The organism is Streptococcus sp. 2579, assembly GCF_013277195.1.
In the GTDB taxonomy this organism is placed as follows: Bacteria; Bacillota; Bacilli; order Lactobacillales; family Streptococcaceae; genus Streptococcus.
In genome coordinates, this window is the sequence record NZ_VMMM01000020.1 from 14,189 (window position 1) to 28,189 (window position 14,001).

Here is a 14,001-nt window from a genome sequence, read left to right on the forward strand (position 1 = left end):
TTATACAGTAGCTGCTTGATCCAAGCTTTCACCGATAGCGGCTAGGCGCTCGATCACTTCAGCTTGTGTCAATTCATTTTCTGAAACATAGCGGTTACGTGGGTGAACACGGCACTCGTGTGAGCATCCACGAAGGTACTTGTCTTCATTTTCTTCTGACGTCAGGATGCGACGATTACAGAATGGATTTCCACAGTTGACATAACGTTCACATGGTGTTCCATCAAACCAGTCTTTCCCTACGATAGTTGGGTTGACATGGTTGACATCTACGGCGATACGCTCGTCAAAGACGTACATTTTCCCATCCCAAAGCTCACCTTGGACTTCTGGGTCTTTACCGTAAGTTGCGATTCCTCCGTGCAATTGACCAACATCTTTGTAACCTTCACGAACCATCCAGCCTGAGAATTTCTCACAGCGAACGCCACCTGTACAGTAAACCACGACACGCTTGTCCATGAATTTTTCCTTGTTATCACGAACCCATTGTGGCAATTCACGGAAGTTGCGGATGTCTGGTCGGATAGCCCCACGGAAATGTCCTAGGTCGTACTCATAATCGTTACGTGTGTCAAGGACAACGGTATCTTTATCAAGAAGGGCTTCTTTGAACTCTTTTGGAGACAAGTAAGCACCTGTTGTTTCAAGTGGGTTAATGTCATTGTCAAAGTCGTTGTCTTCCAAACCAAGGTGGACAATCTCTTTCTTGTAGCGAACAAACATCTTCTTGAAAGCTTGTTCACTTTCTTCGTCAATTTTGAACCAGAGGTCTTCCATGCCTGGGATGCTGTGAACGTAGTCCATGTATTTTTGAGTTGTTTCATAGTCACCTGAAACTGTTCCGTTAATTCCCTCGTCAGCGACTAGGATACGGCCTTTAAGGCCGATTGATTTACAGAAAGCCAAGTGGTCTGCAGCAAATTGCTCTGCATTTTCAATTGGAGTATAAAGGTAGTAAAGTAAGACACGAATATCTTTTGCCATAAGATTTGTTCTCTTTTCTATTCTTAAATTTTCTAAATTTTTTATTTATCCATACTAGTATACCTGCTTGAGAAAACGAATGCAATTTATTTGACTGGAAATTGCTATATTTCAATTTAGAAAAAAATTTCTTGTACACTACACTTAGTATCAATCATATTTTAAAAAATCCTTGGATTTTCCAAGGATTCATTTTTAAACTTTTTTAGCTTTAGCCATATAGAACAGTTGGAGTAGAATACCAAGGATAGCCATGCCGATAACGATAAAGAAGGCCATTGTATAATCTCCTTGGTTTTCCTGTGCAAGACGTGCTCCTAACTGAGGACCAGCAATAGCAGCTACGCCATAAGCAGTAAACATCCATCCATAGTTTGTCCCTACGTATGTAACTCCCCAGTTTTCAGCAGTAATTCCTGGGAATGAACCGAGGAAGCCTCCAAATGACAAGGCAACCATCATAATTCCAAGGATGGCCAAGATGCTTCCAGGACCTTTGAATAAGGCTGTGAGCAACAAACCAGTAGCAACCGCTCCAAACATGGCAATAACGGTAGGATAGCGACCAATCTTATCAGATACCGTACCCCAGAAGATACGACCAAATGTATTAGCGATAGATACCAGCATAACGAATAGTGTAGCTTCTCCTACAAGTTTATACTGGTCAGAAATTGATGCTGTAGTACCGATAATCATCATTCCACCAGTAGCACCAAGAACGTAAATCAACCATAGAAGCCAGTAATTTCCATCACGAAGCATTTCTTTGTAAGTTTTACCTTCTGGTTGAGCTGTTCCAGCTGCCGACGCTGCTGCAGGAGCTTTTTCCATTACCAATGAAGAAGTGCAAATAACAATTAGAAGAATGATACCCAATACTTTGAATGTTGAGTAAACACCCATAGAAGCAATCAAAGCTTTGGCAACTGGACCGATAATGAGCGGGCCTAACCCGAAACCTGCTGCTGTCAAACCACCAGCTAAACCTTTTTTATCTGGGAACCACTTAGTGGCAACTGAAGTAGATGCTCCATAAGCTGAACCAATACCAAGTCCTAGGACAACCCCGTAAGTGAGGTACAGGACTGGAAGAGAAGTAGCAAATCCAGTAGCAAACATACCAGCACCGAATAGAATACCACCTAGGAATACAAATTTCTTAGGTCCTGCTGAATCAACCTTAGGACCGAAAATAATCATACCAACAGGTACCATTGCAAAAGAAATACTAAAGGCCAAAGAAGTTTGGGCTTGAACCCATCCTTGACTAGCATTGGTTTCTAGCAGCGCCTTTTGAAAGACTGACCAGGCGTAACCAGCACCTAGAGATAGATTCGTTAAAATGGCTGCTGCCAAAATTAACCATCGATTGGGTGTTTTTTTCATTTGAATAACCTCATGTAAAATTTCTTGTTCCTAAAAAGAATAGAGAACAACTTTTATCATTTTTTCACCTACCTCGTTTAAATTGATCATTCTATAAATTTTTAAGTATATAGAACTGTGTAAATGACATACATCTATATACGACTGCTTAAAAATTTGTATCTATAGATCTCTTAAATCAGAACAAGATGAATTTTCACAATGTTAAGCGCTTTCATTGTACTCTTATTATAAGCTACTTTATTCTAAAAATCTACTTAAGAAAAATTAATAAAGATATAAGAAATTTTAATATTTTAATCATCTGTTATCATTTTAATATTGTTTATATCATCTAATTCGGATAATTATCTAAATAAGGTAAAAAACCACTGCCCTCCCCAGACCAACCTGAGGAAAGCAGTGATTCTTATTTTAGGAGTTAGGAATGAATGTAAGGAGCTACATTTGACGTTACTATACTAAAAATCAAAAACAAGGTATAATCTTTATTGAAAACGACCATAAAGATAACCACTTAAACACTAAGTACACCTTCCTACAAGTCATCCTTTACCTCCAATCTCTCTAAAACAAACCATTTTAATAACCAAAACCCGACAACATAGCCAGCCCCTAAGAATATAGCTATAAAAGCTAGCATGGGATTCAGGAAAGAAAAAACCACTACAGATACAAAGGTTAGCACAAAAACATTAAATGCAATGGTGTCAGAAGCCAAGACTAGAATATAGGGTGTCAACCAGTCTAAGATTTTTGAATATGGAAAAAATAAGTGTTTATACATGATACGTTCCTATACAGTATAGAGAGTATAAGCGTAAAGAGATACCCAGATTAATAATTCTATATCCTAACTAAATCCTCTAATGTGGCCATAAAACTGAAGCTGCCGCCCCACCAGCTGCACAAATTAAATAAATCTGCGGAGTTGGGAAGGGGATTGTCTGTGCACAAAGCGAAAGCCCCTCAACTGCACCTCCTACTCCACTTAAAAATCTGTCTGCAAGTTGTTTATCACCAGCTGTTATCATTGTTAATTTTTCATCGGATAAAATGATAAAATTATTTACTGATTGTTCCATTCTTTTCACACTTTCTTTGTTAAATTAATTTGGCTAGTAGACAAAAGATAAACTAAGGCATTAAAGACAATGAAAATATTTCCATAAAGTAAAATCAGTCTCTCATCCAAACCAAGATAAAGTTTTACCGCCAAAAAGATGAGCAAAAGAATTTGAAACCATACCGTTTTTCCAAAAATAAATTTAAAGCGTTTTTGAATGTCTGATTCCTTGATTTTTACCGCCAAACCTTTATTAGCAAGAAGGAAAACTCCTGCTTCAAATAAGCCACTGTAGAGAACAATCCACCCAATCGATACATTCGAGATTTTCAAAAATGTACCTAAAAGAATATCCAAAACACTACTCAAGAAAATAATAAGAAATAATCTGTATTTCATATAAATCACCTCCTTTTACTACTATTTCCAATCTACTATATCGCTAAAAGTTTAACTTGCTCTAAAAGCTCCCCAAGCCGCTGTACAAAACTGTGCTCCTAAAACCCCGCCGGCAAGAGTTCCCACAACTGGGATAACACTCCCCAGAGCTGCACCTCCTATTGTACAAATTCCTAATGCTTGAACAACTTCTCCAGCCCCTACTTTATCTCCACCTTCAACACGAGCAAGCATTTCATTATCCATAACAGAAAATTGTGACATCATTTTTGTATCCATGACAAATACTCCTTTTTATTTTTAATTTTTGTCCTGTTGCAACCTTGACAACATCAATATATCATAATTAACTAATATCATTTTTTAAAATCATAAAATGTCTTTTTTTCATCACGAAATGTTTTTCATAAATTTTATCAAAGCCTAAAACTAATATATACTATCATCAACTATAAAAATCGATGGTTCATCTTACTTAATAAAAATTACTGTTCATGACAATATAAATACCATTTACGATTTAACAAGAAGTTTTTTAGCAAAGTTTGGCATAATAGACATATACACTATATGAAAGGAATTGCCAATGACTTCTTATAAACGTACATTTGTTCCTCAAATAGATGCTAGAGACTGTGGTGTTGCTGCCTTAGCCTCGATTGCTAAATTCTATGGTTCAGATTTTTCTCTAGCTCACTTGAGAGAACTTGCAAAGACCAATAAAGAAGGGACGACTGCTCTTGGCATTGTAAAAGCCGCTGATGAAATGGGCTTTGAAACAAGACCTGTTCAAGCAGATAAAACTCTCTTTGATATGAGTGATGTCCCCTATCCTTTTATCGTTCACGTTAACAAAGAAGGAAAACTCCAACATTACTATGTTGTCTATCAAACAAAGAAAGACTATCTGATTATTGGTGATCCTGACTCTTCTGTAAAAATCACCAAAATGTCAAAAGAACGCTTTTTCTCTGAATGGACTGGAGTAGCTATTTTTCTAGCTCCCAAACCCAGCTATCAACCCCATAAAGATAAAAAGAATGGCCTACTAAGCTTCCTTCCTCTGATTTTCAAACAAAAATCTCTCATTGCTTACATTGTTCTCTCAAGCTTATTGGTCACGATTATCAATATAGGTGGTTCTTATTATCTTCAAGGAATCTTGGATGAATACATTCCAAATCAGATGAAATCAACTTTAGGAATCATCTCAGTTGGTCTGGTTATCACCTATATCCTCCAACAAGTCATGAGCTTCTCCAGAGATTATCTCCTAACCGTTCTGAGCCAGAGATTAAGCATTGATGTGATTTTATCCTATATTCGCCATATTTTTGAACTTCCTATGTCTTTCTTTGCGACACGTCGTACAGGAGAAATCATTTCACGGTTCACAGATGCTAACTCTATTATAGATGCCTTGGCTTCTACCATTCTTTCTCTTTTTCTGGATGTTTCTATTCTGATTCTTGTAGGGGGCGTCTTACTGGCACAAAACCCTAATCTCTTCCTTCTTTCTCTTATTTCCATTCCTATATACATGTTCATCATCTTTTCTTTTATGAAGCCTTTCGAAAAAATGAACCATGATGTCATGCAAAGTAATTCTATGGTTAGCTCTGCCATTATCGAAGATATCAACGGGATTGAAACTATAAAGTCGCTCACGAGTGAAGAAAATCGCTATCAAAATATAGACAGCGAATTTGTAGAGTATTTGGAAAAATCCTTTAAACTCAGTAAATATTCTATTTTACAAACGAGTTTAAAGCAGGGAACAAAATTAGTTCTGAATATCCTTATCCTATGGTTTGGCGCTCAATTAGTCATGTCGAGTAAAATTTCTATCGGTCAGCTGATTACCTTTAACACACTTCTTTCTTACTTTACAACTCCTATGGAAAATATTATCAACCTCCAAACCAAACTCCAATCTGCGAAGGTTGCTAATAACCGTTTGAACGAAGTCTATCTAGTCGAATCTGAATTTCAAGTTCAAGAAAATCCTGTTCATTCACCTTTTTTGATGGGCGATATTGAATTTGATGACCTTTCTTATAAGTATGGTTTTGGACGAGATACCTTAACAGATATTAATCTCACGATTAAACAAGGAGATAAGGTTAGCCTAGTTGGAGTTAGTGGTTCTGGTAAAACAACTTTAGCCAAAATGATTGTCAATTTCTTTGAACCCTACAAAGGACATATTTCCATCAATCATCAGGATATTAAAAACATTGATAAAAAAGTTTTGCGCCGTCATATCAATTACCTACCTCAACAAGCCTATATCTTTAATGGCTCTATCTTGGAAAATTTAACCTTGGGCGGTAATCATATGATTAGCCAAGAAGATATTCTAAGAGCTTGTGAATTAGCTGAAATCCGTCAAGACATTGAAAGAATGCCTATGGGCTATCAAACTCAGCTCTCTGATGGAGCTGGTCTATCAGGAGGACAAAAGCAACGAATCGCTCTCGCTCGTGCTCTTTTAACTAAAGCTCCTGTTTTAATACTAGATGAAGCTACTAGCGGTCTTGATGTCTTGACTGAGAAAAAAGTTATAGATAATCTTATGTCCCTCACTGATAAAACCATTCTCTTTGTAGCCCATCGTCTCAGTATAGCTGAACGGACTAACCGTGTCATTGTTCTTGACCAGGGGAAAATCATTGAAGTTGGTAGTCATCAAGAGTTAATGCAGACGCAAGGCTTCTACCATCATCTATTCAATAAATAAGGAGAATGTCATGAATCCTAATCTTTTTAGAAGCGTCGAGTTTTATCAGAGACGTTACCATAACTATGCGACAGTGTTAATTATACCTCTTTCATTACTGTTTACTTTCATCTTGATTTTCTCCCTTGTTGCCACAAAAGAAATTACTGTTACTTCCCAAGGAGAAATCGCCCCTACAAGTGTCATTGCATCTATTCAGTCAACCAGTGATAATCCTATCCTTGCTAATCATTTAGTGGCAAATCAAGTAGTTGAAAAAGGTGACTTACTCATCAAATACTCTGAAACAATGGAAGAAAGTCAGAAAACTGCCTTAGAAACTCAATTACAAAGACTTGAGAAGCAAAAAGAAGGACTTGGAATTTTGAAACAAAGCTTAGAAAAAGCGACTGATCTTTTTTCTGGCGAGGATGAATTTGGCTACCATAATACCTTTATGAATTTTACTAAACAAGCTCATGATATTGAACTGGGTATCTCAAAGACTAACACTGAAGTTTCAAATCAAGCTAATCTTGCCAATAGCAGTTCATCAGCCATCGAACAAGAAATTACAAAAGTTCAACAACAGATTGGAGAATATCAAGAGCTGAGAGATGCTATCATAAATAACAGAGCACGCTTACCAACTGGCAATCCGCACCAGTCAATTTTGAATCGTTATCTTGTAGCCTCACAAAGACAAACACAAGGAACTGCAGAGGAGCCATTTTTATCTCAGATTAATCAAAGTATTGCAGGTCTTGAATCATCTATCGCAAGCCTCAAAATTCAGCAAGCTGGTATCGGAAGTGTAGCAACTTATGATAACAGTTTAGCAACCAAAATTGAAGTACTCCGCACACAGTTTTTACAAACAGCCTCACAGCAACAACTAACAGTGGAGAATCAATTAACAGAATTAAAAGTACAGCTAGATCAAGCAACGCAGCGCTTAGAAAACAATACTTTAACCGCTCCAAGTAAAGGTATCATTCACTTAAACAGTGAATTTGAAGGTAAAAATAGAATTCCAACTGGTACAGAAATTGCTCAAATATTCCCTGTCATCACAGATACAAGAGAAGTACTAATCACTTACTACGTATCTTCTGACTATCTACCTCTACTAGATAAAGGACAAACTGTAAGATTAAAACTGGAGAAGATTGGAAATCACTGCACCACCATCATCGGCCAACTTCAGACAATTGATCAAACTCCTACCAGAACAGAGCAAGGAAATCTCTTTAAATTAACCGCTCTTGCAAAACTATCTAATGAGGATAGTAAACTCATCCAATACGGCTTACAAGGTCGCGTCACTAGTGTAACTGCAAAGAAAACATATTTTGATTATTTCAAAGATAAAATTTTAACCCATTCTGATTAATTTTCAGATAACACTCTATAACTATTTATTATCTTATCAAAAAGGAGAATCATAACATGGATAAGAAACAAAACCTAACTTCATTTCAAAAACTAACAACTACTGAACTCAACCAGATTACAGGTGGAGGATGGTGGGAAGAGCTATATGAAACTATAACAACACCATTAAAATTACGGACTACTTTCAAACCATAAAAAATCTATAGAATTATAAAAACGCATAATATCAGATTTCAAAATGACTGATACTATGCGTTTTATCATGAAAAGATTATAGAAGATACAAGTCACCCATCCCCACCTATACTTCTATCTCTAAGACTTGTTTAAATCTAAAATTAGAACTTGTAGTTTTTAGAATGATATTTGGGTATTTTGTCAAAATACTATTAACATTAGACAAACCAACTCCTCTATTCTGCCCTTTAGACGACATTCCTCTCTCAAATATTTTTGTAACATCAATCTCTCTATCTAGGGTCGGATTTTGGATAATTAAAACTTGCTTATTACTTCTAATATCTTCAAAAAAACAAACACTTAGAGGTTCCTCGACAGTGGCGCTTGCAGCGGCCTCTATCGCGTTATCTAACAATATAGAAACAACTGTTAAAAAATCAATTTCCTCAATCTTTTTGATAGTAATTGGTTTTTCTATTTCCAAAGAAACTGGCACTAGTAAACTCTGAGCCTCGGATAATTTTGAGATTAATAAACTCTTCAAGGATAAATCCTCTATATTTCTCAATCTCACTACATCAAATTTTGTATCTTTTAAATTTTTCCCTGAGTCTTTCAAGACACTGTCATAAATTTGAGCAACTAAATCAATATCTTTTCGGTCTATTCCTATCTTTAAACTTGTTAAGATATTTGCATAATCATGCCTAAAGCTTCTAACCTCTTGATAAAGTCCTTCTACTTGTTTACTATAGCTCTTAAGATTTTGAAGTTGAATCTCTTTTTGAAGTACTAAATCTTTTTGCAATTCCTCACGTACATTTCTATCCAGTATATTGACAAAATAGATAAATAAAAAGAAATAGATTGCAGTTATAGCTCCTTGATAATGATTTATAGATAAGTTCAAGATTTTTTTAATATAACCAATAAAAGGAACCAAGATAAAATAACCCAACATTGCAGCATTAGCAATCCTCATTATTTGAGCTAAATGTTTATCCAACACTTTACTTCTTAGATAGCTAAAATCATACTGAAAAACTTTTATTATAAGCAAAGATAGGAGACTTGCTAAAATCGAGAAAATTGTGGCATCGTAATAAACATATATGTCTGTTAAACTAGCAAAATTAGGAATAATAAAATCAACAAAGAAATCATAGATAATCGACCAAAATGTGATAGGAAACAGAGCATAAAAAAGTGTCAATATCAGACTGTACTTCTTTTTATCCAACAAAAATGTGTAGATAATAAAAAAGATGGGATAATCTAGTACTGTAATAACAACAGGGATATAGAACGTCTTAATCAAGATTAAAAGTAAAAACTCTAATAAAAAATAGAAAAGCAATAACTCTAAAGATCTCTTTATAGTCAATTGATAGCCATAAATTTTTGCATGAAGAAATAAAAGTATGTAAAAATTCAAAGATACTAACACAAAAGACATTTACTACTCCTTACTATCATGTAAATCTTTAACTATATTCAGCAATTCCCTCATTTTTAACCTAGATACTAGGCAACTTGACCCGTTCTTCAAATAGACTAGTTTTTCTTCCTTATCTATTGAAGAGATATTATAAGGATTCACAATAAAAGAACGATGACACTGAACCAATCTGGGTTCTTGCTTCAATATATCAGAAATTTTACCGTAAAATTCTATTCTTTCTCTCATAGAATAAAGAACTAGCTTATGAGGAATCATTGACGTTTCTATATAAAGCAAATCCGAAAATGGAACCTGAACGAGTGCTTTAGAATTTGTAAACACAAAAGAATCTTCAGTCATTAGTTGATGTTTATTCTTGTGAACATAAGCGATTGCCTTTTCCACACGTTCCCTAAAAGAGCTTTCAGGCAATTCCTTATCAATAAAATCTAAAGCTGATACTTGATATTGAAAACTAACAGGCATAAATTCTGAATGAGTTGTTACAAAAACAATGACTGCATTTGGATCTCTATCTCTGATTTCCAAAGCAATATCTAACCCTTTTCTAACATCGTTTTTAATTTCAATATCCAAAAAGAAAAGTTGATGACCTCCACGTTCCATCATATCTTCTAACAATTGATTCGGTTTACCATAAACACCACAGTGCTTTACTTCCCAACAATTCTTCTCTAAAATATCATACACCAGATTTTCCATCCTAGTCTGCTGTATAAAATCATCCTCTAATATAAAGATATTCATTTCTCGTCTCCTTTAGTATTTAACCATCTTTCTTTTACAGTTTTAAAATATCTTCTAGAGCAGATAATATCCGATACTCTTTCATCCATAAATAAAATGGTCTTCGTTTCATACTTCAATCCTATTACTTTGGATAAGTTAACAAGAAACTTTCTATGACACCTGAACAATTTCCCCAGACTCATTTCCTCAACTCTAGCTAGGCTCATATACTTCTCAAATACTCCATCAGCTGTAATAAAAATAACAGCATGTGCCTTCGTAGGATGTGTTGTCACATAGTAAACCTTAGAATGAGGCACTTTAACAACTGCTCTGCCTTGGCTTAAAATATATTCTTGCATATTTTTCCTCCTTACTCTCCTATATCATATCAAAACTAGTATCCTATGATGGAAAAAATCTTAAAAGGTATCTGAGTTATCATAAATGGTTATTTTTCAACATTTCATGCTAACAGTTATACAATCTAAGATTTCGACATCTTCTATCGGATGTTTTTGATATGATAGAGCCAGAGGAGAAATATGGATACAATTCAAATTCTACATTTTTCATTATTAGGATATATCATCACAAGTGACATCAATTCTTATATTAAAGAAAACTTATCAACAAAAACGAGAATTATAGTTTCTAGGCGTATCATCTATTCCTATAACACTACTACCTATTTTATCATAAAATCAATGTTTTTATCTTCAGATACAATGTATTCTTATATAGAAGATATACGACTCCGTTCTGAATTTGCCAACATTATCATCATAGGAAGTTACATTGATTATGATAAACTTTTCCGTAGTCATTACAGAATATTCGGTGTCATTGATACAGCTAGAAATCATTCTTTACAATCTATACGACAAGAAATTCACTCATATTTAGATGGTATTTATAATAACCTGAAATAAATTAGGTTTGGTAGTCTTTATACATTTCCTCAGCATACATGGCTTCAACAACTTTCAAAAAATCACTGCCCTCCCCAGACCAACCTGAGGAAAGCAGTGATTCTTATTTTAGGAGTTAGGAATGAATACACGAAATCAATTGATCTTATGATTTTTTGTTTTTCAAGAATTCATCGTATTGTTTTTGCATTTCGTTCAATACTTTTTCGTAGGCACCTTCAGATTTCAATTTTTCCATCAATTCTGGAATCGCTTTATCTGGGTCTACAGTACCAGTGTTGATAGCTGTATCAAATTGTTGCATTGTGTTAGAAATAGCTGAGATTTCAGATTTCACATTGTCAGTGTTAAAGATAAATCCAAGCGCTGGAGATTCTTTAGCTTCTGCCAATTCTTTCTTAGAATCTGCAATTTGTTGATCTGTAACGTTTTCGTTGATGTAAAGGATCCAGTTGTTACCAGTGTTCCATCCACCCATGTGAGTGTTTCCTTTGTAGCCATCAAGAACGCGAACACGGTTTTCTTTACCTTCAATTTTTTCCCAGTTCTTGCCTTCTGGGCCGTAAACAAGGCCGTTCAAGAGTTCTGGGTTCGTATTCAAGAGGTTCAACACTTCCATTGATTTTTCTTTGTTCTTAGAGTTGTTTGAGATGACAAAGTTAGCAACTTGTGTTGTTTGGTTTTTCTTAATGAAGTTAGTGAATGATTTGATTTGGATATCTTTGTTAGCAACACGTGAAAGCAAGCTGTTACCGTAGTCAGCTGGTCCTACTGTTTCTTCACGAACGAACCAAGTATCTTGTTGAAGGTCAAAGGAAGTATCGCTTGTTGCTACGTCTTTTGGAATGTATCCAGCTTCATAGAATTTGTGAAGAGTCTTCAAGTGTTCTTTGAAACGAGGAACGTCATAACGGTTTACAATCTTAGTAGTATCCCCTTCAAGGTCAATAACGAATGGAAGCCCGTTTGCTACTGGGTAGTCAAAGTTCTCAGAAGGGATGAAGTTCTTAGTAGCTGCAAATGGTACTACGTCTGGAGCTTTTTCTTTGATTTGTTTCAAGACTGGCTCAAGAGTTTCGTAAGAAGTAACACCTGAAATATCGATACCATATTTGGCAAGGAGAGTTCCGTTGAAGGCAAAGTTTTGAGATGATGCAACGTTGGCCGCAACTGGAACAGCGTAAATCTTACCATTTACAGTATTACCCTTGATGTAGGCTGGGTCAAGTGCTTTGTAAAGGTCTTTACCTTCTTTTTTGTACAATTCTGTCAAGTCAGCGTAAGCACCTTTTTGAGCATTTACAATGTAGTTATCTGCAAAGGCAATATCATAGTTTTCACCAGATGATGTGATAACTGACATTTTCTTACCATAGTCACCCCAGCCAAGGTATTGGATATCCAATTTGGCACCAACTTTTTCTTCGATGATTTTGTTGGCATTTGCTAACAATTCATCCAAGTTGTCTGGTTTGTCACCGATTTGGTACATTTTGATAACAGGTTTGTCACCTGAATCAGCAGCTTTTTTGCTGTTACCTGTCAAATTTCCACAAGCAGCAAGACCTGCAGCCAAAGCGACTACACTAGCAGATGCAAAAGCATATTTTTTCCAGTTTTTCATGATAAAAACTCCTTTTTTTATTTTTAAACTTATAAACAATGTAATGATCTTATACTCAATGAAACTGACGAAGTCAGGAACATATATCTACGGCAAGGCGACGTTGACGCGGTTTGAAGAGATTTTCGAAGAGTATTAACTTCACACAAGGGAAGTTGGGAACTGAGAAAGGTTCTTTCTCAATAAGCACTATTCTTTCACACCACCGATAGTTAAACCTTTTACAAAGTAGCGTTGGAAGAATGGATACAAAATCGCGATTGGAAGGGTTGCAACCACAACCATGGCCATACGACCTGTTTCTTTCGGTAGAGCAACTCCCAGTTGACCAGTCAAGCCGACCGCTTTGGCAATGTAGTCCATATTTTGTTGGATTTGCATGAGCAAATATTGCAATGGATACAAGTTGTCACTCTTGATGTAAAGAAGGGCGTTGAACCAGTCATTCCAGAAACCAAGTGCTGTCAAAAGCGTGATGGTTGCGATACCTGGTAGTGACAATGGCAAACAGATTTGGAAGAAAATCCGAGCCTCACTGGCACCATCGATACGAGCCGATTCGAGAATGGCTTCTGGAATGGTCTTCTTGAAGAAGGAACGCATCAAGATGATGTTAAATGGTGAGAGAAGCATTGGAACAATCAAGGCCCAAACAGTATCCCCAAGCTGAAGCACACGAGTCACCATGATATAACCTGGTACCAAACCAGCGTTGAACAACATACTGAGCAGAACGAAGATGGTAAAGAATCTGCGATACTTAAAGGTTGTCCGTGAAATAGCGTAGGCATAGGTTGTTGTGATAAAGACATTTGTAAATGTCCCAACTACGGTTACAAAGACTGAGATGAAGAGGGCTTGTAAGATTTTATCCTTAAACTGTGCCAAAAACTCAAAACCGTCTAATCCAAATTGGGATGGGAAGAAGCTGTAGCCGTATTGGAGGAGGCTTTTCTCGTCTGTCACTGAAATAATGATAACGAATACAAAAGGTAGGATACAAGAGAGGGCAATCAAACCCGAAATGATACTGAAGAAGATATCTGCTTTCTTACTGAAGGAGTGAATGCCGACATTATCAATTTTTTCTTTTTTAATTTTCTTTTCTGCCATATTCTC

15 protein-coding genes are annotated in these 14,001 nt (G+C 35.9%); 4 read left to right on the forward strand and 11 right to left on the reverse strand.

Annotated features, from left to right (window positions below; all coding sequences use genetic code 11):
* The 6 genes from HT725_RS08670 to HT725_RS08695 form a co-directional block, all read right to left on the reverse strand.
* Positions 1–987, reverse strand: coding sequence for a rhodanese-related sulfurtransferase (locus HT725_RS08670; protein ID WP_173253420.1), 987 nt, complete (start codon positions 985–987; stop codon positions 1–3).
* A 195-nt stretch (positions 988–1,182) separates the two neighbouring features.
* Positions 1,183–2,376, reverse strand: a complete 1,194-nt coding sequence (locus HT725_RS08675) for an OFA family MFS transporter (protein ID WP_173253421.1) — start codon at positions 2,374–2,376, stop codon at positions 1,183–1,185.
* Between the two features lie 538 nt (positions 2,377–2,914).
* Positions 2,915–3,163 carry an immunity protein BlpZ gene (gene blpZ / locus HT725_RS08680; protein WP_112444786.1) on the reverse strand — a complete coding sequence of 83 codons (249 nt, stop codon included), beginning with the start codon at positions 3,161–3,163 and terminating at the stop codon, positions 2,915–2,917.
* A gap of 79 nt (positions 3,164–3,242) precedes the next feature.
* Positions 3,243–3,461 (reverse strand): hypothetical protein, encoded by a 219-nt coding sequence (locus tag HT725_RS08685; protein WP_173213201.1) that lies wholly within the window; start codon positions 3,459–3,461, stop codon positions 3,243–3,245.
* A gap of 5 nt (positions 3,462–3,466) precedes the next feature.
* On the reverse strand, positions 3,467–3,841 hold the full coding sequence (locus tag HT725_RS08690) for an immunity protein (RefSeq protein ID WP_173253422.1): 375 nt from the start codon (positions 3,839–3,841) through the stop codon (positions 3,467–3,469).
* Between the two features lie 51 nt (positions 3,842–3,892).
* Entirely contained in the window at positions 3,893–4,120 is a 228-nt protein-coding gene (locus tag HT725_RS08695; protein ID WP_112444780.1) for a Blp family class II bacteriocin, read from the reverse strand.
* 307 nt (positions 4,121–4,427) lie between these two features.
* On the opposite strand from HT725_RS08695, the gene blpA reads away from it, so the two are divergent.
* The 3 genes from blpA to blpC are packed head-to-tail and all read left to right on the forward strand — an operon-like array spanning position 4,428 to position 8,150.
* Positions 4,428–6,581 (forward strand): peptide cleavage/export ABC transporter BlpA, encoded by a 2,154-nt coding sequence (gene blpA / locus HT725_RS08700; RefSeq protein WP_173253423.1) that lies wholly within the window; start codon positions 4,428–4,430, stop codon positions 6,579–6,581.
* 10 nt (positions 6,582–6,591) lie between these two features.
* On the forward strand, positions 6,592–7,953 hold the full coding sequence (locus HT725_RS08705; protein WP_173253424.1) for a bacteriocin secretion accessory protein: 1,362 nt from the start codon (positions 6,592–6,594) through the stop codon (positions 7,951–7,953).
* Positions 7,954–8,009: 56 nt separating this feature from the next.
* Positions 8,010–8,150 (forward strand): quorum-sensing system pheromone BlpC, encoded by a 141-nt coding sequence (gene blpC / locus HT725_RS08710; RefSeq protein ID WP_164226699.1) that lies wholly within the window; start codon positions 8,010–8,012, stop codon positions 8,148–8,150.
* Positions 8,151–8,256: 106 nt separating this feature from the next.
* On the opposite strand, the gene HT725_RS08715 is transcribed toward blpC, so the two are convergent.
* From HT725_RS08715 to HT725_RS08725, 3 genes are read right to left on the reverse strand one after another with little or no spacing between them, the layout of a single operon-like run.
* Positions 8,257–9,591: a GHKL domain-containing protein gene (locus tag HT725_RS08715; protein ID WP_164226698.1), complete on the reverse strand. Its 1,335-nt coding sequence runs from the start codon at positions 9,589–9,591 to the stop codon at positions 8,257–8,259.
* A 3-nt stretch (positions 9,592–9,594) separates the two neighbouring features.
* Entirely contained in the window at positions 9,595–10,344 is a 750-nt protein-coding gene (locus tag HT725_RS08720; protein ID WP_173253425.1) for a response regulator transcription factor, read from the reverse strand.
* The gene (locus HT725_RS08725; protein ID WP_112444768.1) at positions 10,341–10,688 is read right to left on the reverse strand and encodes a LytTR family DNA-binding domain-containing protein; all 348 of its coding nucleotides are present in this window, start codon (positions 10,686–10,688) and stop codon (positions 10,341–10,343) included. Before HT725_RS08725 ends, HT725_RS08720 begins: the two co-directional genes overlap by 4 nt.
* Before the next feature lie 183 nt (positions 10,689–10,871).
* Between HT725_RS08725 and HT725_RS10290 the strand changes: the two genes are divergently transcribed.
* Positions 10,872–11,258: a hypothetical protein gene (locus HT725_RS10290; RefSeq protein WP_225904702.1), complete on the forward strand. Its 387-nt coding sequence runs from the start codon at positions 10,872–10,874 to the stop codon at positions 11,256–11,258.
* Positions 11,259–11,403: 145 nt separating this feature from the next.
* Here the strand turns inward: HT725_RS10290 and HT725_RS08735 are convergent, their stop codons facing one another.
* On the reverse strand, positions 11,404–12,882 hold the full coding sequence (locus HT725_RS08735; protein ID WP_173253426.1) for an ABC transporter substrate-binding protein: 1,479 nt from the start codon (positions 12,880–12,882) through the stop codon (positions 11,404–11,406).
* Between the two features lie 189 nt (positions 12,883–13,071).
* Positions 13,072–13,995, reverse strand: a complete 924-nt coding sequence (locus tag HT725_RS08740; RefSeq protein ID WP_000818348.1) for a carbohydrate ABC transporter permease — start codon at positions 13,993–13,995, stop codon at positions 13,072–13,074.
* Positions 13,996–14,001 lie beyond the last annotated feature (6 nt).